This is a genomic window from Francisella sp. SYW-9, assembly GCF_008711465.1.
GTDB lineage: Bacteria > Pseudomonadota > Gammaproteobacteria > Francisellales > Francisellaceae > Francisella.
The window spans coordinates 214,576-236,704 of the sequence record NZ_VXKQ01000009.1 but is presented as its reverse complement, the minus strand read 5'-3'; the positions used below and the strand labels follow the sequence as shown (position 1 = coordinate 236,704).

Genomic DNA, 22,129 nt, shown 5'->3' with positions numbered 1-22,129 from the left:
TGTTGATAGATAAAAGAGGATTATCTACTATATAAATCAGTTTTTTAAAACAAGGCTAAAAGATTTGATTGTAAGGTAAAGATATATTTTTTGGTAGATTTTCAAAAGTTGCACTTATGTGCCAATCTGGTCTAAGCAGAATATATTTATGGGAATATGTATTTTCAGGAAGCCTTAATATACAAATTTCTTCTGGTAGATTAGTATCTATATTATGATCACCAACAACTAGTAAACTCCATTGAGTGCGAGATAAAACCTCATAAATTGATTTATTATCAATAAAGATTTCAGGAAGAAAATACCCAGGATCTACATGAGCTATGTAGTCATCATTTCTCTTTATATCATCTAGAGGTTGTAACCTATTTAGTTTTGTGAGGCTGCTATATAAATAAGTATAAGCATGGGTTAGATGTCTAGCATTAACTTGTTTATCTGAAATTTCAGCAAGTTTTTGAATATTATCTTTTACAAGTATTCTATCTTGAGCATTTTGTTCGGCAGTATGTAGATTGCGTATAGCAACAGGTCTACGTTCAGATTCATATGTTGATAGGATATTAGAGTTCTGCTGTTTATGAATTACAGCTGCAAGTTTCCAACAGAGGTTTATAATATCTCCAAAGCCTGTATTTAAACCAAGCCCACCTGTAGGAGCAAAGGCATGAGCACTATCACTAACTAAAAATATTTTTTGGTAATAAGAGAAGTACTCGGCTATTTGTACTTGCATTTGCCATAAGTGGTAGTTCATTATCTCTTTATCAATTTTTAGTCCAGCAACCTCATCGAGTATTTCACCTGCTAATTCTTTTGACGGAAGCTCTTTATCGGGATATTGGATTTGTGCATACCATATTTCCTCTTTGGCTCTTAGGTCTATAGGCCCAATTGCTGAAGCACCATCTTTAGTTAGGCATAAGTGCATCATACAAAGCTTCTTAATTTGTGATTTTAGATCATTCGCTTTAAATAAGATGCTCAGCATTTGCCTTTTAGGACCTAGCTCTAGAAAAGGAATCTTACATTTTTGGCGCACTATACTATTTGCTCCATCGCATGCAATAACATAGTTTGACGAGAATGAGTAATGTAGGTTATCTTTATTTATAGCAGATACTTTTGTTGTATCTTCAGATACCTCAATATCAACAACTTCATGATTTTTTAGTAAAGTTACAGATGAAAACTCAGAAAGTCTTTCTCGTAATATATTTTCAGTAATATATAGAGGTATTCGCAATCCTTCAGATTTTAGACTGCCAGTAGCAATAGGATTTGTTTTTAGATTAGCTTGCCAAACAACATCCTGAGGGAAGTCTTTACGCAGAAGAGTTTGACTTGATAATTTATCGAAAACTCCCCAGCGTTTTAATAAGCTAACAGTTCTTGAATTAAGATATTGAGCTCTAGGACTAAGTAAAGGATTATTATATTTTTCAATAACTAAAGTTTTTATATTTTGCATGCCTAGTTCTATAGCTGCTGCTGCACCAGTTGGTCCACAACCTACGATAATAACTTGATAATCTGTTGTAAATTTTGAAAAATTTTTCATAATACTCTCCTTATTATTTTAAGCTTTATATATTTTTTAACAATACATTCGATACTTTACATTGCTAGCATCATCTGTACGCTACCTTTTTTTGATAAAGCATGATGTGGATATGATGAACTTATAAGATATAAGCTATCGCCAATACTTATAGAAAATAGAATTAATGTAAGTATTAATAAAATATTAATTTTTTTCATGATTAATTCCCTTGAGATATTAATTTAATAGTATGCTGGAGATTGTAAAAGAATTAATTTAAGCGTAATATAATAATTTGGACTATTTATAACTATATGTGGACATTCAATGATTGATAAAATTCCTCCATTCCTTATAAAGAGTGAATCTCCAGTATTTGGTATTAGTCATGATGGTTCGCCATTTGTAGATGGGAGTCATCAACATATAGAGGCACAGCTGATGTATTGTTCTAAAGGAATAATAGAAGCACAAGTTTCCGAAAAGGTATTTTTAATTCCTCCAACAAATGCAATATGGATACCAGGTAATGTTCCACATAGTACATTAAGTAAAAATCCTGTGAACTATCGGAGTGTATATTTTTGTGAGGAAAAGTTAGATAATTTACCTAAAATACCACAGGTTATTTCAATCTCTCCTTTATTACGTGAATTAATTCTTGAAATTTGTAATTTTGAAGGACGTCTATCGATAGAGCAAAAAAATATAATAACTGTACTAATAGACCAATTGAATTTAGCAAAGCAGCAAAACTATATTCTAGAAATACCTAATGAAAGTATTATAAAATCTATTTATAAATATGTTATAGAAAACTTATCCGAAGCTCTTTTGCTTGATCAGGTAGCAAAGAATTTTGCAATGAGTAGTAAATCATTAACTAGATTATTTCAAAAACATGTTGGTATGACTTTTGAGCAGTGGAAACAGCAAGTGAAAATACTAGAAGCTATATCATTGTTATCTCAAGAGACAACTACTACGACACAAGTAGCACAAGCTCTAGGTTACTCTAGTGATAGTGCTTTTATTCATCGTTTTAAAAAAATGACAGGTAAAACTCCAATGGAGTTCAAGAAAAAGTAAAAACTACTTTGATAACTGCTGTTTTCATAAATTGTAATTTTTCTTTATTTAGATATTATCTTAATCAATAAATATAAAAATAAAATTTTATCTGATGAGCTTAACTAAAGATCAGTTTGATCTACTAATCAAAGAAGGGTATTGTGTTACAGATATTCCAGTATTATCAAGCTCTCAAAGTTTAGCAATATGTTTGAAGAGTTTTGTATTACGAGAAAAATCATACAAGCAACAATACCTACAAAAAAACTTTTCTAAAGGTTTTGATGGTTATTCATATTTAGGTCAAGAAGATAGTACAAATCAAGGAGCAACTGATCTGCTACACACATTTGTTTTATCAAATCTACATGATCCAAGTTATTTTCCTATAGAGTTTAAGAAATTTCTATCAAGTGAGTGGGCTGATATCTATAAACAGATTTTTAAGATAGAGAAAGATATACTTTTCCTTTTAAGTTTTAATAATCTAGAGGATATTCATAAAGATATGGCTCATATGGTTTCATGTAATTTCTATCCTGAAGTTAAAAAGGATATGCTTCACCAAAAATTACGGTTAACTGAGCATACTGATATTTCTCTTTTTACAATTTTTCCTTTTGGGACAAGTGAAGGTCTAGAGTATAAAAATTCTCAAGGGCAATGGCAGAAAATACCACCAAGTAATAATGTAACTATTTTTAATGGTTATTTTATGGAGTACTGGAGTAAAGGTAGATTTCCTGCTTGTAATCATCGCGTTAATCTTGATAAGAAAGAAGTTAAAGAAAGGTCATCTTTTGCGTTTTTTTCTATTCCTCATCCTCAGCAAGATATTAAGTTAATTGATGGTTCTAAGGTTTCAGCACAAAAGTATTATGAGGATTATTTAGCATTATTTTCCTAAAAGATACTTATATGCTAAACAGGTTCATATTTTTTTAAATAAATCATGGATTTTTTGATATAAAAATTATTCTTAGTATAAGAAGAGGTTAAAATATATCAATTTATAAAAGCATGTCGATGATTACATATATTAGAATAAATCTAAATAACCATAAGGATGCTGATTCTGGGCATATCTTAACAAGCTTAATTCCTATTGGGGTTCCTATAACTGAGCCAACTAGCAGCCCTAAGAAAGCAGGTAAATATAAGTATCCTAAGCTATATGCAGGTATTCCAAGCGCATGATAGCTTGATACTAACATTGTAATAGTTGCTATTAAAGCTACAGGAACAGCTGTTGCAGCCGCCATAGCAGCACAGTTTTTCATTGGATAGTTATAATGTTTCATATATGGGTTAACAATACTTGAGCCACCAATTCCAACAATACTTGACAATAAACCAGTAGCACCACCTAAAAAAGTACAAGATAGTCTAGATGGCATTATTATTTTAGAGTTTACAATAGTCTGATTAAAGCGGAATGTTTTAATCAGACTTACCAATAAGATTATTGCAAACAAAACTTCAATAGCCTTTGCGGGCATTACTTCACTAAGCATTGTCCCAAGTATTGCACCAATGAAAATCGCAGGTATGGCATTCTTTAATATTTTAGTCACCAAATGATTATGTTTATAATGTTTGTACGAGTTATAAAGAGCATTAATCATTATAAATGCTAATGATGTTGAAACTGCTAAGTGAATAGCTATTTCATGTGAGATACCTTGATATTTACATACAATTAGCATTAATGGAATAACTATAGCTCCACCTCCAGCTCCGATCCATGCTGATAGTGTCCCAGTAACAATCCCACCAATAAAATAAATAAATAAAACTAATGCAAACATAAGTAACTTCACTTGTAATTAATTTAATATAAATTTATTGTAAAAAATAAATAAATGAAATAATATCTTAATTATGGACATTTTATAGGTAATTATGGACATATGAATGTTAGAAGATAGATATCCTAAGGAAGGTGGTTTTTCTTATGTTTTTGGCTTTAAGCATAGTGGTGAACCGCTAGTTGATTATATTCATCATCATACTCATGGCCAGCTAATGTATTGCTCAAAAGGAGTAATAGAAATTCAAGTTTCTGATAAAGTGTTTATCATACCTCCAGGAAATGCTGTATGGATACCTAGTAATGTACCACATACTGCGTTGAGCAAGAGTATTGTTAGTTTTTACAACGTGTATTTTAATGTAGATAAATTAGAAAATTTACCTAATAGCGTACAAGTTTTTTCGGTTACTTCTTTAATTCATGAGTTAATTCGTAAAGTTTTAGTTTTAAAAGGTAACTCTATAAAAGAGGAAAATATTACAAGGGTATTAGTTGATCTATTACATGAGGTTAATCAACTAGAGCATTATGAATTATCAATACCCAATGATAAAAATATACAATCTATTTATGAATATATCATAAATAATATATCGAAGCCTCTTTTACTTGAAGATGTAGCTAAAGAATTTGCTATGAGTGGTAAGACCTTGACTAGATTATTTCAAAAACATGTTGGTATGACTTTTGAGCAATGGAAGCAAAAAGTAAAAATTTTAGAGGCTATTTCTTTACTTTCTGAAGGTGCTAGTAATAAACAAGTAGTACATGAATTAGGGTACTCGAGTGAGAGTGCTTTTATTAAGCGCTTTAAAAATATAATTGGATTAACCCCAAGAGAGTTTAAATTAAGAGATCGTATCTAATTATAATCAAGTTAGATTAAAAAACGCGTAACTTAAATTTTAAGCATATCTTATAAAATGTCCATTATCATATATAAAAAGTCTAGATACGTTCTATTAAGGCATTTATATTTTTCTTAAAATATTGAATTATTAAAAATTTCTGTAAGAGAGTATATTATGAAAAAAATTAATATTTCATTAATACTTACATTTATTCTGTTCTCTATAAGTGTTGGTGACAGCTTATGTCGCATAAGTTCACCATATCCTGAGAATTCTTCAAATAATACACAAGTGCATATGAATTTATTAATGTAAGCTTTTGTAGAGCTTAATATTTTGATAAATACATAATATTTAAATTAAAAAAAACAATTAGATAAAATGATTAATTATAAAAAATATTTCAGAACATTTAATGACAAAATTAAAGCTAATAAGAAAATCTATGGTATTTGTATAATTATCATATTAATACTCATATGGTTAATACTTGGAAATATAGGACTTACCATAGGGATTATATATTTAATTTTGAGATTATCAGTTGTTCAAAGGCAAATTCCTAAATTAAAAAATAGGAAAATAGCTGCTATATTTGTTATTGTAGTACCTATAATTCTTTTTGGGTTAATTTTTGGCGTAGCAGAATTCATGCAGGCTTTAACTAATCATAGGCTAGCATCTTTTATCCCTGAGCCTCCAAATGTAACATTTACTACAATAAAAGAGACTAAATGGAAACAAGATATAAGTGCGATTGGTGAAGCTCAGGCTCCTGAATCAACACAGATATCTTCACAGTCTGGTGGAATTGTTAGTGAAATCAATTTTAAGAGTGGCCAAGAAGTAAAGAAAGGTGATTTGCTTTTTAAATTAGATACAAGTCAGTTAGAAGCAAATTTAGAAAAAGCAATATCAAAATTGAAACTTACTAAGATAACTGCTGATCGTTATAATAAACTTGTTAGGCAACGAGCTACATCAAAAGAGTCAGCAGATAAGGCCGATTCAGATTATTTATCTGCTTTGGCAGAAGTTCGAAATATTGAATCTCAAATTAACTTTAAAGAGATTAGAGCTCCCTTTGATGGTAAAATAGGTATCAGAAATATTAACTTAGGACAATATTTTAATAATGGTGATAATGCTGCAACACTTACAAAAATATCGCCAATCTATATTGAATTCTCTGTACCACAGAAAAAGGTTGGATTAGTAAAAATTGGGCAAAATATTGATTTCTTTACTGATGCATTTCCTAATAAAAAATTTAGAGCTAAAGTAACTGCTGTTAACTCTTTTATTAATGACTCAAATAGATCAATTCTTGTTCGAGCAAGTTATAAGAATCCTAAACATAATATAGTTCCAGGAATGTTTTTAGATGTACATATAAACCTTCCTAGTAAAGGAAAATCTATTGTTGTGCCACGAAATGCGATAGCTTACTCATTATATGGTGAATCTATACTAACGTTGACTCCTGAATTAAATAAATCCGGAAAACCTAAAAAAGCCATCTATACGAGTGGGGGTAATATTATAAAAACAAATAAAACTTTATACAAAGTTGGAGAGGTTAATATTAAAGTTTTAGAAACTCGTAATAACTTAGCTTTAGTGAAGGGGTTAAAACCAAATACCGTTATCGTTACCTCAGGTCAAAATAAGCTTCATAAAGGTATGGATGTTATGTTAGATAAAGATGTTAAGTTTAATAATGATATTTATACTCAAGGTGATATGTAATGAAATTTATTGATATTTTTATATGTAGACCAATACTCTCAATAGCTATAAGTTTAATGATTATTGTTGTTGGAATTGGAGCATACTTTACATTACAAGTAAGACAATATCCATTTTTAGATACTGCAAATATTACTATAACAACAGATTATCCAGGTGCTAACCCTTCTACAATACAAGCTTTTATAACAAGACCAATAGAAGCTTCTGTAGGTGCAACAAGAGGTGTTGATTATATGACTTCTGAGTCTGCATTAGGAGAAAGTACAATAACCGTATATGTTAAATTAGGAAAGGATCCTGATACTGTGCTGTCAGAAGTTGTACAAAATGTAAATGCTGTTTTAAATAAACTTCCTCATGATGCTTATTCGCCAACTATAAAATTACATCCTGCAGCATCATTTCCTCCTTTTGTGTTAGCATTTACTAGTAAGTCTATGACTATTCCTCAAATATCTGCTTATATAAATGCAGCAATAGTTCCAAAACTACGTGCTCAAGGAGGTTTATCTGATGTTAATGTGTGGGGGAGTGAGCCTTATGCAATGCGAATTTTTCCAAATAAAGATAAGATGGCAGAGTATGGAATCTCACCAAAAGATCTAAACAAGGCTATAGCATCAAATAGTTTAATCTCTGCTGGCGGAACAATTCAAGGCCCATATTTAAATTATGTTTTGAATCCCAAAACAAGTCTTTCTACGGCGCAAGGATATAGTGATATAGTTATTAAAAAATCTAAGAATCAAATCATTAGATTAAAAGATATAGCTAAGGTTAAGCTTGGACCTCAGGATTACCAAAAAGATGTTGAATTTCAAGGTAAACCAGCTATACTTGTGGGCCCTGTTGTGTCACCAGACGCTAATATTCTTACAGTAGTTGATCGATTAGTAAAAAGTGTTCCTGGAATAAGAAAAACTCTTCCAAATGGTTTAAATCTTGTTGTAGCATATAATAGTACGGTATATATTAAAGATTCTATTAATGATGTAATTTATACATTAATAGAATCAATAATTATTGTAGCCTTTGTAATCTTCTTATTTCTAGGTTCATTTAGAGCAGTAATAATACCTATTATATCTATACCATTATGTTTAATAGGAAGTTTCTTCTTGATGAAAATGATGGGATTTTCAATAAATCTTTTAACATTACTTGCTATGATACTATCTATAGGACTGGTTGTAGATGATGCTATTGTAGTGCTAGAAAATATACACCGCTATATTGAAGAAGGAATTGCTCCATTTACAGCTACAGTTAAAGGAGCTCGAGAGGTTGCTACACCGCTAATATTAATGTGTCTTACTTTAATTGTTGTTTATGCTCCAATAGGTATGATGAGTGGTCTCACAGGACAACTATTTACAGAGTTTGCTTATTCATTGGCGGGAACAGTATTGATTTCGGGAATTGTTGCATATACTTTATCTCCAATGTTATGCTCAAAGATTCTAAAAGATAATTCTTCAGAAGCTAAGTTTGCTAAATTTATTAATCACATATTTGATAAGTTGGCTTTTATTTATAAAGAGGCATTGACAGTTGCATTAGATATTAAGCCGGCTTTTATTGTAATGGCTATAGTTGTTTTAATTAGTTGCTTTGTAATGGGACAAGGAATAAAAACTGAATTAGCTCCAACAGAGGATCAGAATTTTCTTGGTATAAATGCAATATCTCCTTCAGCAGCAAATATTAATTATTTAAAGAAGTTTAGCTCTTTACTTGGAAAAGTTGAGGCTAAAATACCTGGAGTAAAATATTCATTTACTTTAGATGGAGTATTAGGTGGTCCTCAGTCTATGGCTGGAGGACTTTTTATGAAACCTTCTAGTAAAAGGAGTATTTCTCAACAAAATGCTCAAAAATTACTTCAAGCCAAATTAAATGAGCTTCCAGGGGTTGTCCCTTTTAGTTGGCAGATTCCGTCTCTTCCAGGAGTTGCACATGGCCCTGATGTCGCATTGGTAATACAAAGTACAAGTGATTATAAATCAATTAACCAAGTTACAAATAATATTATTAAAAAAATGAAAAAAAGTGGCCTGTTTTCATTTGTAAATAGTAACTTAGTTTTTGATGATCCAATAACTAATATAAATATAGATAGAAAGAAAGCAGGAAGTTTAGGAATAACTATGTCAGATATTGCTGAGACTTTACAGAATGCATACGCTGGAGGATATATAAATTATTTCTTTTTAAAAGGCTATAGTTTTGAAGTAATACCACAGCTTAAAAGAGAGCAAATGTTAACAAATGAGCAGTTAGGAAACATATATATAGAATCTGATAAAATAGATAATATGTTTAACTCACAGGTTCCTTTGTCTGCGTTAGTTAATTTTAAAACAGTTGGAGAACCATTAACTTTAAATACATTCCAACAATTAAACTCTGCTACGGTATCTGCAATGTTAAGTTCAGGAGTGTCAGAAGGTCAAGCTATAAACTATATTAGAAAGATGATAGGTAACGACTTACCAGCAGGATTTTCATATTCATTTTCTGGAGGTGCTCGTCAGTTTATTCAGAATGGTAATACTATGATGATTGCTTTTGGATTTGCTGTTATTCTTATTTTCTTAGCCCTTTCTGCACAATTTGAGAGTTTCAGAGATTCATTGGTTATTCTTATTACGGTACCTATGGCCATATCTGGAGCCTTAATTCCATTATATCTGGGACAATTCTTTGGTAAAGATTGGGCTTCTTTAAATATTTATACGCAACTTGGTTTAGTTACACTAATTGGTTTAATATCAAAACAAGGGATTATGGTCGTTGAATTTGCTAATAAATTGCAATTAGAAAAAGGGTTAAATAAATATGAAGCTATTATTAGATCATCTTCTTTGAGGCTTAGACCAATATTAATGACTGTGACTGCTATGATTGTAGGAGTACTTCCTTTGGTAGTGGCTACAGGACCAGGATCTGTTAGCCGCGAATGTATAGGTATTGTTATATCATCAGGATTACTAATAGGTGTTGTATTCTCTTTATTTATATTACCTATTATTTATATGTATATATCATCTGATAAGCGAGAGACTGTTAAAGTGAAACTAGCAAACAGACAAGAAATAGAAAAGATTAACCGTAATGAAATATAAGTTCATAAATGAAAATTATAGACTATGATAAAGATAAAAGAATTATTATATCAGAGTATCAAAAAGTGTTTCTTCTAGAGTAGGAGATTAATCTCTGAGAGTACAAGCTCGGAGAATCCTTGTTTTTTTAAGACTCTAAAGAAGTAGTAATCATTTTTAGAAGTTTAGGCTCATCAAACTTATCAAAAGAAAGCTCTACTAGTTTAGGCCCATTTTTGCATAGAAAATCATCAATGTTAGATAATTCCGAAAAGTTTTCACATCTTAAAGTATGTTTAATACCTACAGACTCAGCAAATTTAGTATAATTCCATTTGACAATATCATTATATTTTGCATTAGGTCCATGTATACCTCTTTCAACAGTATAGCCATCATTATTTATTACAAAGATATTAATGTTAAGATTGTATTCTGATATGGTTGAGAGCTCTTGAGCTGTTAAATTAAAAGATCCATCTCCAATAAAAAGCATAACTCTTGAGTTTTTATTTGCCATTGATGCTCCAAGAGAGGCAGGTAGCGTGTAGCCAATAGATGACCATTTAGGTTGCGATACAAAGGAAACATTTTTAGGCAATTTTTCAGTCATTAGTCCGAATGCGGAGCATCCTATTTCACCTATAACAATATCATTTTCTTTGATGATGTGTTTACAAGAGATAAAAGGCCAAAACTTATTTTGTGTGAGCTTACCATTAAACTCAACATTTTCATTAGATTCGAAAGAATACTCATTTTTAAAAGTTGAGAATTCAAAATCTAAGCCATTTAAGTCTAAAAAAAGTTGCTCTAAACATTTATCATAATTGATATTAGTGGAGAAGAATCTTTTTTCGATTTGATAGTTGGTTCTGTTAAATATAATCATTTCTTTTTCATTTATATACTTGCTAATAGAGAAACCACCTAGGATCATATCGCTATTTAAAACACCAATAGAAATTATACAATCAGCATTTTTAACAGTTTTACAGGTAATAGGATCTGAAAAATCTCCTGCAAATATACCACTAAAAAGAGGATGATCCTCTCCAATAACTCCTTTGCTTGCAAGGGTTGAAACAAAAGGTATGTTATTTCTTTCTATAAAGCTTTTTATGATCTCTTCTTTTCCTTTAATATCATTACCTAAAATTAATAAGGGTTTATTAGAAGAAGAAATTTTCTTGATAGAGAGATTAATAAAGTCTTGCTCAAAACTACCAAGTATATGAATATCTTCAATATGTTCAGAAACATCCATATCAAAAAGATTAACAGGGATATTAAGATAAGCAGGCTTTTTTTGCTTAATCATAGTGCTAATGACTCGAATTATTTCTTGGATATAGTTATGCTTGGTAATCGAAGATGACGCACATGTGACTGTTTCAAAAACTCTATTAAATCTTGGAGATGTATAATCACCCAGACTATGATGTACAGGTAACTGAGCTTCAATTAAAGTATCTTTTGGGCAGCCTGCAATTAATAAAACTGGTATATTCTCTGCATAGCTTCCAGCAATTGCATTTACTAGACTAAGTTCGCCAGGTCCTGAAGTAACTATAGTCATTCCATAGCTTTTTGATCTTGCATAAGCATCAGCAGCATATCCAGCATTTAACTCATTACAAGTAGTGCAAAGAGTTATATCCTGATCTTTCTCATAATAGTCAAGACCATTCATGACATAGTCACCAGGCACTCCAAAAACAGTATCAATATTTAACTTCTTAGTAATTTTAACTAAAAGATCTCCTAGTTTCATGATGCACCTCCGTTGGCAATGATAACTAAATTAACGGAATGAGTATTAGTATAAATCGGATATGGTGTTTTATATAAATTCTAATTACTTATTAGATAATAAATAAATTAATATAATGATTCAATCAGCATTATAGCAGTAATATTGTAAATAATTACAGATTGAATACTTTATGAGATTTGCTACCTTCTTTATTTCCTGGGTTAATATTAATGCTAATGATCTAGATTAATTGAGGAAGCTCTATCTTCAAGTTGTCTTATTTGAAAATATTTATTGTTAGTATTTTGTTTAGTTGTAAAAGTCATACTTCTCATATATTGATCAGCTGTTGCATAAGTAAAAGGTAAAACTAACATTATTGAAACTATTAATATTTTTTTCATTTTAATCTCCATCTTATATCTATGCTTTAAATACTACAAAAAATATTTATTTTGGAATAGACAGAAAAAGGACTAATTATAGCTTATTATAGACAATTCTAAGTTCAGACATTCTGCGATCTATAAAAAGGTCAGTATTTAGGGCTTTCTATTAATATATTGTTTAAATATTTTTAGATCTTTAGTATTCATTTATGCGCTGAAACATTATTTTAATATAGTTTAAAAATAGGTATATTCCAGTACTAAAGTAATACAAGTTATCTTTCAAATATGGCATATTCACATCATCTTATAAGGAAAGTATTTAAGTTATTAAATGAAGGACATAGTTATAGGGAGTTGGCTTCTAGGTTTAATATTGGATTATCAACAATAATAAAATGGAAGAAAGGCATATTGCCTCAAGGTAAGCGTAATAAGCCAAACACTAAATTAGATCTAGAGCTATTAAAAGAAGATGTAATGCTATATCCATATGCTTTTCATTATGAAAGAGCAGCAAGATTGGGGGTAAAAAAATCCTGCATTGGTAATAATCTTAATAAGATTGGAGTTATATATAAGAAAGACTCAAAATTTTCAAAATATAAAAGAAGAAAAGCTATTATCCAATCAGAAAATTAAAGAAAAAAACTATTAAAGATCTGTATTATTTTTATACTGGATTATCTAAAAAAGTCACTTATGGAAAAATATTTTTTTACTGTATAAAGCCATTCAAATCCCCCAATGTTTTTGCTAGGTTGTTAATAACAACTTAAAAAAAGAAGTTCTATTTCTTAACGTATACCAAATTGTTTTTTAACAGATAGATAGCATTAAATTTTTAATTAGACCTAGGTTTGTTTTAGAAGTCGACCTAGATTAATACTGAGGAGTGTTTATTGTGAGAGTAGAGGATATTTCGATTAAACTACGACTAGGAGTGTATATTATAGCCTTGCTAGGGTATGTGTTTTATACATATAATTTTGTTGTTATAGATTATATTCGTCCCTATTTACTACAAAGTATGACCTTAAGTCAGACGGCATATCTTTATACTTCAGAAAGTGTAGGGGCTGTTATAGGCTCATTTTTAATGGCTTGGATGGGTAAGAGAATAGGTCTTAAAAATTCGATCATACTAATTACAGCAATAAATGGTATAGGGTCTCTCATAAATATACAGTTTTCTAGTTTTATACCTTGGTTAATTATGCGTTTTATTATAGGTATAGCACTAGGAGGATATTTTGTTGCAGCTGTTGGGATACTTGTGTTTTTTATGGAGATTACATATAGAGGTAGGTTAGGAGCATTTTATGAGTGTTGTTTTTCATTATCTTTAATACTACTTGGCTTTTTAGGTAGTTTAGTAAATCAGCATGATTGGCAATATTTGGTTGATTTTGGGGCAATACCTCCAATAGTAATAGCTATAGTTATGTATTTTGTTATTCCTGATGATAGAAAGCTTACTACCTTTTCGAATCAAGGTGAGACAAAAAAATCTAATAAAAGTAGTTATAAAGGGCTGTTTAAAGATAAACGTTTATTAGTGTTTGCTTTATTATGTTTGATTCTATCTGGCTGTAATTTATTTGCCTACCAGTTTTTTGCAGCTTATTTAACAACTTATACACATACAGTACTTCACTTATCTGATCATAAGATGGGATATATTATAGTTGCTCAAGGAATAGGTGCTTTAATTGGAGGGATAAGCTGGGGATTTATATCAGATTTTTTAGGAAGGAAAGTTGCGTTGTTAGGATTTGTGATAGCGGCTATAGCAATCTTCTTCTTCTTTTTAAGTGGGCATAACTTCGCATTATTATTTTTATGTGTAGTTATTTATGGGTTTATGATCTCTTGTACTTACTGCTGGGGAGTTTATTTCGCAGAAATTTTCCCTGAGGAACATAGGTTGGTTGGCGCATCATTATACCATGGGGGTAGAATATTTTCCTTTTTTGCCCCTTTTGCATTAATGACATTAACTAAAGATACTAGCTTAAGATTTAGCATGGAAGTCGGGTCAATAACAATATTGATTCTTGGAGCATTAATTTGGTCAGTTTTGCCTGAGACCTTTATAAAGCATCAGGATGCTACAGTTAGTAAAAATTAAGTAATAGTCTTTATCTATTGCTACTTTAAACAAATAAAATAGGAGATAAAAATAATGATACGAAAAATTAAAGATGGAATTACAACAGAGCAAAAGCAGTTAGATAATGCAAAAGTAAAGCAAATAGTTGAGTCTGCTTTAAATGATATTAGAGAAAATGGTGATGCAGCTGTTGAGAAATATGCAATTCAATTTGATAAATGGGATGGGGGTAAAAACTTTCGCTTATCTAGAGAAGAGATTGATGAATGCTATAAACAGTTAACACAACAAGAAATTGATGATATTAAATTTGCTCAAAAGCAAGTAAGGAATTTTGCAGAGATTCAAAGAGCATCTATCAAAGATGTTGAGGTTGAAACTTTACCAGGCATTACCTTAGGACATAAGAACGTACCAGTAAAAAGTGCTGGATGCTATATTCCTGGTGGGAAATATCCTTTAATAGCCTCAGCGCATATGAGCATTATTACAGCAAAAGTAGCGGGTGTTAAAAGAGTGATTGCATGTACTCCTCCTTTCCAAGGACGTATGCAGCCTTCAGTTGTTGTAGCAATGGATCTTGCAGGAGTAGATGAAATTTATTGTTTAGGTGGGATTCAGGCAATTGGTGCAATGGGTATTGGTACAGAGACAATTAAGCAAGTTGATATTTTAGTTGGACCAGGTAATGCATTTGTTGCTGAGGCAAAAAGACAATTATTTGGTGAGGTTGGAATAGATTTATTTGCAGGACCAACAGAGACTTTAGTTATTGCTGATGATTCTGTTGATGGAGAACTTTGTGCTACAGACTTATTAGGTCAAGCAGAGCATGGCTTGAACTCACCAGCTATTTTATTGACAAATTCAGAAAAGTTAGCGCATGATACTATCGAGCAGATTAAGCTACAGTTAGAAACTCTTGAGACAGCTCCTATAGCAGGTCCAGCTTGGGATAATTATGGTCAAGTAATAGTATGTGACTCTTTAGAGGAGATGATTGAAGTCGCTGATGATATTGCTTCTGAACATGTTCAAATTATGACAAAAGACCCTAATTATTTCCTAGAAAATCTAAATAATTATGGCGCATTATTTTTAGGAGAGGAAACAAACGTATCTTATGGAGATAAGGTAATTGGGACAAATCATACTTTACCAACACAAAAAGCTGCTAGATATACAGGAGGGTTATGGGTTGGTAAATTCCTTAAGACTTGTACTTATCAGAAAGTCACAAAACAAGCGTCTCATATGATTGGAGAGTATTGCTCAAGATTATGTAATATGGAAGGGTTTATGGGGCATAAAGCTCAGGCAGATATTAGAGTTAAACGTTACTCGATGGAGGCTAGTGGCAAATAATATGAACGGAGGGCATTATTTTTTGTCTGCAAACAATAAAAATGATAATCGTCCTATAATTTTCTTACCTGGGACTCTTTGTGATCAAAGACTATTTAGGCATCAAGTTAAGTATTTTAATAAAGATAGAGATATTTATGTCGCTAATTTTAATAGTTGTAAAACTATCAAAGAAATGGCTGAAGGAGTACTTAAACTTACTGATGGATGCTTTGACTTAGTAGGACTATCAATGGGAGGAATTGTTGCTTTTGAAGTAATTAGACAAAACAGCAATTTAGTAAAAAATCTAGTGTTGCTAGATACTAACTATGCTGGAGAAACCGATGTAAATCGACAGAATCGTCAAAATCAACTAGCTCAGGCCCAACATGATAAGGATTTTAACTATCTAAGACTAATAGATGATTTATATCCTAAGTATGTGGCAAAGAAAAATATAGGAAATAAGCAATTATATTTAGATGTTATAGATATGGCAAGACAGGGTACTTTAAAAGCTTTCATGAATCAGTGGAATGCTTTAATGACAAGGTCTGGTAGTTTAAGGACGTTAGCTGAAATACACTGCCCGACACTTATTATTTGTGGCGAGGAAGATATGTTAGTTCCTGTTGAAAAACATAAGTTTATGAATGAACAAATTAAAGATTCTGAACTTGTCATATTAAAAGAGTGCGGACACTTGAGTACTCTAGAATCACCATTAGAAGTTAACCAAGCTATACACAAATGGTATAAGCAAAGAGAAAATTGATTATTAAGAAGTATAAAAAAATGAATATAACTCATACCAATTTTAAAAAGGCTCTTAATTCCGGAGAGGTAATATTAGGAACATTTGTAAAAACTCCTAGTTTAATGATTAATGAAGTACTTTCACAGACATCGTTAGAAGCTTTTTGTTTAGATGCTGAGCATTCACCATTTGATAGAAAAGATTTAGATATGGCTATTTTTGCATTTAGGAGTAGAAATAAGCCTTGTTTTGTAAGAGTACCAAGCAAGCAAGATCATCATATATTAAACGCTTTGGATTGTGGTGCAACAGGAGTAATTATTCCTCATGTCGACTCAGCAGAGATAGCTAGGAAAGTTATAAAAGCTACTAAATACTGTACTGGAGGTCGAGGGTATGCAGGATCTTCTAGAAATGCAGAATATGGAGGTTTAAACATACTTCAAAATTTAGAGAATAATAGAGAAATAACAACTGTAATAGCACAAATAGAAGATAAGCAAGCATTAGATAATATAGAAGAGATAGCCCAAGTAGATGGGCTTGATTGCTTATTTATAGGCATAATGGATTTGACAATATCCCTAGGTGCAAATTCTCCTAAAGATGGTCAGGTTCAAAAAGCAATAGAACATATTTGTGAAGTTGCAAAAAAAGCAGATAAAAGATTAGGTATTTTTTTACCTAATACACAAGATTTAAATTATTGGTTTAATAAGGGAGTTACACTCTTTCTTTTATCATCGGAGCATTCGCTACTTAAACAAGCATGTGCTGCTATGGTAGAGGGTGCAAGGGACAGCTTAAGAAACAGAATATAAAATTAAAAATGGAGAAAATTATGACTTTAGAAAATGTTTCTTCTACTTTGAGAAGTAGAATTTTAAGAAATGCTGAGTTAGAACCATGTAAAACGGCGTTTATTGATGCTAAAACCCCAGGTAGTGATCAAAAGGAAAATTTTTGTTTAATAGGTGGAGGGGTCTCTGAAAATCCAGGTCAAGTCACTCATATTAAAATTCCTCATGGTTTTGATGTAGGAGCTGCAAGGCAACCTAAAGGTTGTAAGAATTCACATCACACCCATGATACAGAAGAAATTTTTGTAGTACATAAAGGCTCTTGGAAATTTAGCTGGGGACATGATGGAAGTGATGGCTATGTAGTATTAAATGCGGGAGATACTATATCTTTACCAACGGCTGTTTTTAGAGGTTTTGAAAATGTAGGAGATGGAGATAATTTCTTGTTTTGTATTTTGGGTCAAAAAATAGATGGTACAGCAGGTAAAGTAACATGGCCCCCTTATGTATTTGAAAATGCTAAGGATCATGGTTTAGTTTTACTAGAAGGTGGTAGGTTAATAGATACTTCTTCAGGTGAGAAAATTCCTGAAGGTGCAAAACTTATGAGAGCAACAACAGACGAAGATGTAGCTAAGTATAAGCCATTTAGTCATGCCGATATAGCAAAAGGAGTTTTATTAGAATCTGAATTAACTGATCAAATCTGTGAAACTGGTGGCTTAAATAGTATTGAGGGAGTTTCGGAAATACCTGTTATAGGTCTTCAAAATGCTAATGAATCATTAAATAAAGGTAAGATTGATTGGTCACATAATTTTGTTTTAAGACGTTTAAGACTAGAGTCAGGCGCTATAGTTCCTGAGCATAAGCGTTTTGAAGAAGAGGTTCTTTTTGTCCATAAAGGAAGTCTCCATGTCAAAACTTCTGAGGGAGAGTTTGATTTGCATGAAGGAGATTTATTTACATGCCCTATAGAATTGATGCGAGAGTATTCTAATATTGCTAATGAAAAAGTAGATGTTATTGTCGCTCGTCGTGGAGATAATCCAAAAGCTGCTGAATTTAAATAAGTAAGGAAATAGAGAATGACAACAAGTAATAATCATCAAGAAAATAAACAGTTAGTTTGGAGTTTCTTGCAGGAGTTAAATAACGCAACTCCAGATAATATTAAAAATATTTTTAGTAAGTACCATTCTACAGATGCTAATTTTAATATAAGTTATCCATTTAATATAATAAAAGGTATCGATAAATATATTGATACTTTTTGGAAAGATTTCCTACATGCTTTTCCTAGTAGAACTAGGGTTGAGAGTGTGTTTTTTTCAGGAGACTTTGATAATAAGCAATGGGTTACAGTAACAGGTAATTATTGTGCTGAATTTGAACACGATTGGCTTGGAATACCTGCAAATAACAAAATAACGTATATTCGTTATGGAGAGTTCTATCAAATAGAAAATAATAAGATTGTTAATACTTACGTATTATATGATATCGTTGATATTATACGTCAAGCAGGTATAACTTTATTACCTTCGAGCTTAGGTACGGAACTTCCTTTTCCATTACCACAGACACAAGATGGAATACTACTTAATCAACAGTCTGATGAAGCATCTAAAGCATCATTGAAATTAGTTGAAGATATGATATTTATAGGGCTAAGAGATAGATCTAAAGATGAGTTCGCTAGTAGAGGAGCTGAACGTTATTGGCATCCTAAGGTAATGTGGTATGGTCCATGTGGAATTGGTTCTACAAGAGGAATTGATGGGTTCCAAAAGCAACATCAAGAACCGTTTATTAGAGCATTTCCTGATAGAGTAGGAGGTGATCACAAAGCTAGATTTGCAGAAGGTAATTATATTGCTTCAACAGGTTGGCCAAGTATCAATGCAACACATACTGGAGAGGGATGGTTAGGTTTGGCTCCAACAGGTAAGAAAATCACTATGCGAGTTATGGACTTCTGGCGAAGAGAAGAGTCTCTATTAGTTGAGAACTGGGTATTTATTGACTTTCTCGATTTATTTAAACAAATGGGTTATGATTTGCTTGAGCGAATGAAAACGCAGTTAAATCCTCTGCGTAGATAAAAATCTAAGATTTTCTAAAGTAAATTTATTAAAAGGTTTTTCTTATTGGGCGGTCCATCCACCATCTACTTTCATACAAGATCCTGTTACAGACTTAGCTAGAATATTACTAGCTAAATATACTGTTGCATAAGCGACATCTTCTATAGTTGCTAGCTTTCCTAAAGGGATGTTATTCATAACATATTCTTTAAATTTAGGGTCAGTAAGCATAGGTTTTATCAATGGTGTTTCTATAAAAGTTGGGGCTATACTATTTACTCTAATTTCATTCTTAGCTAGTTCAATAGCTAAAGACTTGGTTAGTCCTTCAACAGCATGTTTTGTTGCACAGTAAACAGTTCTATTAGGAGCTCCAATATGTCCCATTTGCGATGAAATGTTAATAATACTACCTTGAGTATTATTCTCTAACATTTTCTTTACGACAGCCTGGGTGATCGTATATAGAGATCTTACATTAAGGTTTAGTAATTTATCGAGCTCTTGATTTGTGATATCTAAGAAAGGTTTGGGGATATTTGAACCCATATTATTTACAAGGATATCAACGCTGTCTAGCCTATTTATATAGTCTATAAACTCATCACTAGTTCCATCTATTGATAGTGTTTTAATTTTTCCATCAGATTCAGCTGAAAGTTTGTCTAAGTCACTTTGAGTTCTAGCAATAGCAATAACGGTTGCTCCTGCCTGGCTTAATGATAAAGCACAAGCTTTTCCTATACCTTTTCCAGCACCTGTGACAAGAGCTATTTTGTTGTTGAGTAAGTTTTGATTAAAGGGAAAATTTGAATATGACATTATAAACTAAAAGTTTAATGATTTGTGAAGTTTACTTTACTTTAAATAAGGCTAATCTGAAACAGTAAATAGCAATATTTTTTTCTTATTTATAACGTGTATTTTCTACTATAAACATTGTTGATGTTAGCTATTTAGAAGACTAAACTTAATTAAAGTAATTATTGTATATTCAATGCTCGCCCGAGTTCAGAATTTCAAAGTTTAAAACAGCTATTACAAGCAGTCTAATCTGTTTAGATAAACTGATTTATTGGTAAGTGATACAAACAAGGAGATAAAATGGATAATAGATTACAAGGACATTTTGATAATGCTAAGTCTGAAAATAATCAAACTACAAGCATGAAAGGTTTTGATAGTGAATTTACTGATATCGTAGATTATATAAAAAGAATCACATACAGAATATGGGAAGGTAAACAGATAGGCTTATGCTATGACTACTATTCTGAGGACTGTCCCGTATATACTTTGGCAGGCGTCTGTGCAGGCTATAAAGTTGTAACAGAGAATACCATTAAGACATTAGCATCTTTTCCTGACCGTACGTTACATGCAGATAATATAATTTGGGGAGGAGATGATAATGAAGGCTATCACTCATCTCACCTAATAAGTACTCATATGACAAATCTTGGAGATAGTGAGTATGGACCTGCTACTGGAAAAAAAGCTGTTATTCACGTTATAGCTCATTGTATTGTTAAAGATAACCAAATTATTGAAGAATGGCTTGTTAGGGATAATTATGCTCTATGCCAGCAGCTTGGTTATGACCCAATTGAGGTAGCTAAAAAAAATGCTTTAAGTGAGCAAGATAGTGCAACAAGACAATGGTTTGAATCAGAAATCAAGCGTCTAAAAGGTTCTGCAAGTAAGCCTAGATCACCAGTTGTCTACGAAGACTCTAATCCAGAAGGGCTTGTAAGGAGCATATTACAAAATGTTTGGAATGCTAAATTATTTGGAGATATTTTCTTAGCTTATGCAGAAGATGCACGCTTATATACAACAAGAAAGCGCCAGTTAAATGGACATACTGAGATCTTACAGTTTTATATAGAAATTTTAAGTACATTATCCGATCTGAATTTTTCAATTGATTATGTTTGTTCTAATTCACCGACTTCAAACACCGATGTTGCAGTACGTTGGAGCTTAGTTGGTAAGCATACTCATCTTGGTATGTTTGGACCAGCAACTAATGAAGATATTTTAATTATTGGAGAAAGTCATTATCAGATAGTTAATGGTAAGATCTATCAAGAGTGGACAGTATTTGATGAGGTTGCTGTACTAACGCAAGTTGAGCGTGCGCGTCTTAAAAAAAATTCTTGTATTGAAAATTAATATGTCATTTACCTAATTTCTTAATAATATTTTCTACCATTAGATCTATTTTATTACTAACCACATTAGAAACTATTTCATCTTTTTCAAAGATTCTTTGACCTTCTACACCATAAAACTCAACGTTGCTAATATCGATACCAATAGCATCAGCTAATGCTAAAGATGGCGCAACGCCAACACTATGTGAAGATAGAAAGCCACTAAAACTTAGAATATCTTTTGTTTTAAAGTAGAACTCTGTTCCAGGTTCAACTTTGGCATATACAGCATCTATAAGGATAACTTTATCATAGTCTCTATCTAGATATGTCAGTAAGTTTAATCCCGGCCTATCAGCACTTTCTACAGTTACATTTTGGATGTTTTTTTCTTTCATAATCTCAACAAGTTTATCTGCGACAAACCAGCCAAACTGATCATCTGCAAAGGGAGAGCCAATTCCAAGTATTAGAGTTTTTTGTTTCATTTTTTACCTTTATAATATAAGTCATCCTGAACTTGTTTCAGGATCTCAATATGATTTATACTTGTCGTGAGATGCTGAAATAAATTCAGCATGACGGGC

At 31.5% G+C, this 22,129-nt stretch carries 21 protein-coding genes; 14 read left to right on the top strand and 7 right to left on the bottom strand.

The genetic code is table 11. From position 1 onward, the window contains the following. Window positions 1-55 precede the first annotated feature (55 nt). Both F3D62_RS05825 and F3D62_RS12735 read right to left on the bottom strand, forming a co-directional pair. Window positions 56-1,561, bottom strand: a complete 1,506-nt coding sequence (locus F3D62_RS05825; protein ID WP_150467304.1) for an FAD-dependent monooxygenase — start codon at window positions 1,559-1,561, stop codon at window positions 56-58. A 56-nt stretch (window positions 1,562-1,617) separates the two neighbouring features. Then, entirely contained in the window at window positions 1,618-1,761 is a 144-nt protein-coding gene (locus tag F3D62_RS12735; RefSeq protein ID WP_191092546.1) for a hypothetical protein, read from the bottom strand. A gap of 109 nt (window positions 1,762-1,870) precedes the next feature. On the opposite strand from F3D62_RS12735, the gene F3D62_RS05820 reads away from it, so the two are divergent. Together F3D62_RS05820 and F3D62_RS05815 are read left to right on the top strand one after the other, a co-directional pair. Further along, on the top strand, window positions 1,871-2,632 hold the full coding sequence (locus F3D62_RS05820) for an AraC family transcriptional regulator (RefSeq protein ID WP_150467303.1): 762 nt from the start codon (window positions 1,871-1,873) through the stop codon (window positions 2,630-2,632). Between the two features lie 94 nt (window positions 2,633-2,726). Continuing rightward, window positions 2,727-3,521 (top strand): 2OG-Fe(II) oxygenase family protein, encoded by a 795-nt coding sequence (locus tag F3D62_RS05815; RefSeq protein ID WP_150467302.1) that lies wholly within the window; start codon window positions 2,727-2,729, stop codon window positions 3,519-3,521. 103 nt (window positions 3,522-3,624) lie between these two features. Here the strand turns inward: F3D62_RS05815 and F3D62_RS05810 are convergent, their stop codons facing one another. Continuing rightward, a complete protein-coding gene (locus F3D62_RS05810) occupies window positions 3,625-4,422 on the bottom strand; it encodes a sulfite exporter TauE/SafE family protein (RefSeq protein ID WP_150467301.1) in 798 nt (265 codons plus the stop codon). A 106-nt stretch (window positions 4,423-4,528) separates the two neighbouring features. Here F3D62_RS05810 and F3D62_RS05805 point away from each other — a divergent pair, with 106 nt between their 5' ends. From F3D62_RS05805 to F3D62_RS05795, 4 genes are all read left to right on the top strand, one after another. Further along, window positions 4,529-5,293, top strand: a complete 765-nt coding sequence (locus F3D62_RS05805) for an AraC family transcriptional regulator (protein ID WP_150467300.1) — start codon at window positions 4,529-4,531, stop codon at window positions 5,291-5,293. Window positions 5,294-5,452: 159 nt separating this feature from the next. After that, entirely contained in the window at window positions 5,453-5,593 is a 141-nt protein-coding gene (locus F3D62_RS12730) for a hypothetical protein (RefSeq protein WP_191092545.1), read from the top strand. A gap of 66 nt (window positions 5,594-5,659) precedes the next feature. Further along, window positions 5,660-7,027 carry an efflux RND transporter periplasmic adaptor subunit gene (locus F3D62_RS05800; protein ID WP_150467299.1) on the top strand — a complete coding sequence of 456 codons (1,368 nt, stop codon included), beginning with the start codon at window positions 5,660-5,662 and terminating at the stop codon, window positions 7,025-7,027. After that, on the top strand, window positions 7,027-10,155 hold the full coding sequence (locus F3D62_RS05795) for an efflux RND transporter permease subunit (protein ID WP_150467298.1): 3,129 nt from the start codon (window positions 7,027-7,029) through the stop codon (window positions 10,153-10,155). Before F3D62_RS05800 ends, F3D62_RS05795 begins: the two co-directional genes overlap by 1 nt. Before the next feature lie 127 nt (window positions 10,156-10,282). On the opposite strand, the gene F3D62_RS05790 is transcribed toward F3D62_RS05795, so the two are convergent. Further along, window positions 10,283-11,908 carry an alpha-keto acid decarboxylase family protein gene (locus F3D62_RS05790; protein ID WP_150467297.1) on the bottom strand — a complete coding sequence of 542 codons (1,626 nt, stop codon included), beginning with the start codon at window positions 11,906-11,908 and terminating at the stop codon, window positions 10,283-10,285. 215 nt (window positions 11,909-12,123) lie between these two features. Further along, a complete protein-coding gene (locus F3D62_RS12725) occupies window positions 12,124-12,294 on the bottom strand; it encodes a hypothetical protein (RefSeq protein WP_191092544.1) in 171 nt (56 codons plus the stop codon). A 273-nt stretch (window positions 12,295-12,567) separates the two neighbouring features. On the opposite strand from F3D62_RS12725, the gene F3D62_RS05785 reads away from it, so the two are divergent. The 7 genes from F3D62_RS05785 to F3D62_RS05755 all read left to right on the top strand — a co-directional run bounded on the left by F3D62_RS05785 (window position 12,568) and on the right by F3D62_RS05755 (window position 19,404). Beyond that, the gene (locus tag F3D62_RS05785) at window positions 12,568-12,921 is read left to right on the top strand and encodes an IS630 transposase-related protein (RefSeq protein ID WP_150467296.1); all 354 of its coding nucleotides are present in this window, start codon (window positions 12,568-12,570) and stop codon (window positions 12,919-12,921) included. 262 nt (window positions 12,922-13,183) lie between these two features. Then, the gene (locus F3D62_RS05780; protein WP_191092543.1) at window positions 13,184-14,410 is read left to right on the top strand and encodes an MFS transporter; all 1,227 of its coding nucleotides are present in this window, start codon (window positions 13,184-13,186) and stop codon (window positions 14,408-14,410) included. Between the two features lie 54 nt (window positions 14,411-14,464). Beyond that, complete coding sequence (hisD, locus tag F3D62_RS05775) at window positions 14,465-15,757, top strand: histidinol dehydrogenase (RefSeq protein WP_150467294.1); 1,293 nt, start codon at window positions 14,465-14,467, stop codon at window positions 15,755-15,757. Further along, window positions 15,747-16,514, top strand: coding sequence for an alpha/beta fold hydrolase (locus F3D62_RS05770; RefSeq protein WP_150467293.1), 768 nt, complete (start codon window positions 15,747-15,749; stop codon window positions 16,512-16,514). Before hisD ends, F3D62_RS05770 begins: the two co-directional genes overlap by 11 nt. Before the next feature lie 20 nt (window positions 16,515-16,534). After that, the gene (locus tag F3D62_RS05765) at window positions 16,535-17,317 is read left to right on the top strand and encodes an HpcH/HpaI aldolase family protein (RefSeq protein ID WP_150467292.1); all 783 of its coding nucleotides are present in this window, start codon (window positions 16,535-16,537) and stop codon (window positions 17,315-17,317) included. A 20-nt stretch (window positions 17,318-17,337) separates the two neighbouring features. Next, a complete protein-coding gene (locus F3D62_RS05760) occupies window positions 17,338-18,372 on the top strand; it encodes a cupin domain-containing protein (RefSeq protein ID WP_150467291.1) in 1,035 nt (344 codons plus the stop codon). 15 nt (window positions 18,373-18,387) lie between these two features. Beyond that, window positions 18,388-19,404, top strand: a complete 1,017-nt coding sequence (locus tag F3D62_RS05755; RefSeq protein WP_150467290.1) for an ester cyclase — start codon at window positions 18,388-18,390, stop codon at window positions 19,402-19,404. A gap of 42 nt (window positions 19,405-19,446) precedes the next feature. Here F3D62_RS05755 and F3D62_RS05750 read toward each other — a convergent pair whose 3' ends face one another. Next, on the bottom strand, window positions 19,447-20,208 hold the full coding sequence (locus F3D62_RS05750; RefSeq protein ID WP_150467289.1) for an SDR family NAD(P)-dependent oxidoreductase: 762 nt from the start codon (window positions 20,206-20,208) through the stop codon (window positions 19,447-19,449). Between the two features lie 282 nt (window positions 20,209-20,490). Here F3D62_RS05750 and F3D62_RS05745 point away from each other — a divergent pair, with 282 nt between their 5' ends. After that, window positions 20,491-21,561, top strand: coding sequence for an ester cyclase (locus tag F3D62_RS05745; protein ID WP_150467288.1), 1,071 nt, complete (start codon window positions 20,491-20,493; stop codon window positions 21,559-21,561). Between the two features lie 4 nt (window positions 21,562-21,565). Here the strand turns inward: F3D62_RS05745 and F3D62_RS05740 are convergent, their stop codons facing one another. Beyond that, the gene (locus F3D62_RS05740) at window positions 21,566-22,030 is read right to left on the bottom strand and encodes a hydrogenase maturation protease (RefSeq protein WP_150467287.1); all 465 of its coding nucleotides are present in this window, start codon (window positions 22,028-22,030) and stop codon (window positions 21,566-21,568) included. Between the last annotated feature and the right edge of the window lie 99 nt (window positions 22,031-22,129).

Bases quoted from the DNA above. Each gene is read 5' to 3' on its own strand.
- F3D62_RS05750 (WP_150467289.1), bottom strand. From the start codon at position 20,208: ATGTCATATTCAAATTTTCCCTTTAATCAAAACTTACTCAACAACAAA.
- F3D62_RS05765 (WP_150467292.1), top strand. From the start codon at position 16,535: ATGAATATAACTCATACCAATTTTAAAAAGGCTCTTAATTCCGGAGAG.
- F3D62_RS05820 (WP_150467303.1), top strand. From the start codon at position 1,871: ATGATTGATAAAATTCCTCCATTCCTTATAAAGAGTGAATCTCCAGTA.
- F3D62_RS05815 (WP_150467302.1), top strand. From the start codon at position 2,727: ATGAGCTTAACTAAAGATCAGTTTGATCTACTAATCAAAGAAGGGTAT.
- F3D62_RS05760 (WP_150467291.1), top strand. From the start codon at position 17,338: ATGACTTTAGAAAATGTTTCTTCTACTTTGAGAAGTAGAATTTTAAGA.
- F3D62_RS05745 (WP_150467288.1), top strand. From the start codon at position 20,491: ATGGATAATAGATTACAAGGACATTTTGATAATGCTAAGTCTGAAAAT.
- hisD (WP_150467294.1), top strand. From the start codon at position 14,465: ATGATACGAAAAATTAAAGATGGAATTACAACAGAGCAAAAGCAGTTA.
- F3D62_RS12730 (WP_191092545.1), top strand. From the start codon at position 5,453: ATGAAAAAAATTAATATTTCATTAATACTTACATTTATTCTGTTCTCT.
- F3D62_RS05755 (WP_150467290.1), top strand. From the start codon at position 18,388: ATGACAACAAGTAATAATCATCAAGAAAATAAACAGTTAGTTTGGAGT.
- F3D62_RS05740 (WP_150467287.1), bottom strand. From the start codon at position 22,030: ATGAAACAAAAAACTCTAATACTTGGAATTGGCTCTCCCTTTGCAGAT.
- F3D62_RS05805 (WP_150467300.1), top strand. From the start codon at position 4,529: ATGTTAGAAGATAGATATCCTAAGGAAGGTGGTTTTTCTTATGTTTTT.
- F3D62_RS05790 (WP_150467297.1), bottom strand. From the start codon at position 11,908: ATGAAACTAGGAGATCTTTTAGTTAAAATTACTAAGAAGTTAAATATT.
- F3D62_RS05800 (WP_150467299.1), top strand. From the start codon at position 5,660: ATGATTAATTATAAAAAATATTTCAGAACATTTAATGACAAAATTAAA.
- F3D62_RS05825 (WP_150467304.1), bottom strand. From the start codon at position 1,561: ATGAAAAATTTTTCAAAATTTACAACAGATTATCAAGTTATTATCGTA.
- F3D62_RS05785 (WP_150467296.1), top strand. From the start codon at position 12,568: ATGGCATATTCACATCATCTTATAAGGAAAGTATTTAAGTTATTAAAT.
- F3D62_RS05795 (WP_150467298.1), top strand. From the start codon at position 7,027: ATGAAATTTATTGATATTTTTATATGTAGACCAATACTCTCAATAGCT.
- F3D62_RS12735 (WP_191092546.1), bottom strand. From the start codon at position 1,761: ATGAAAAAAATTAATATTTTATTAATACTTACATTAATTCTATTTTCT.
- F3D62_RS12725 (WP_191092544.1), bottom strand. From the start codon at position 12,294: ATGAAAAAAATATTAATAGTTTCAATAATGTTAGTTTTACCTTTTACT.
- F3D62_RS05810 (WP_150467301.1), bottom strand. From the start codon at position 4,422: ATGTTTGCATTAGTTTTATTTATTTATTTTATTGGTGGGATTGTTACT.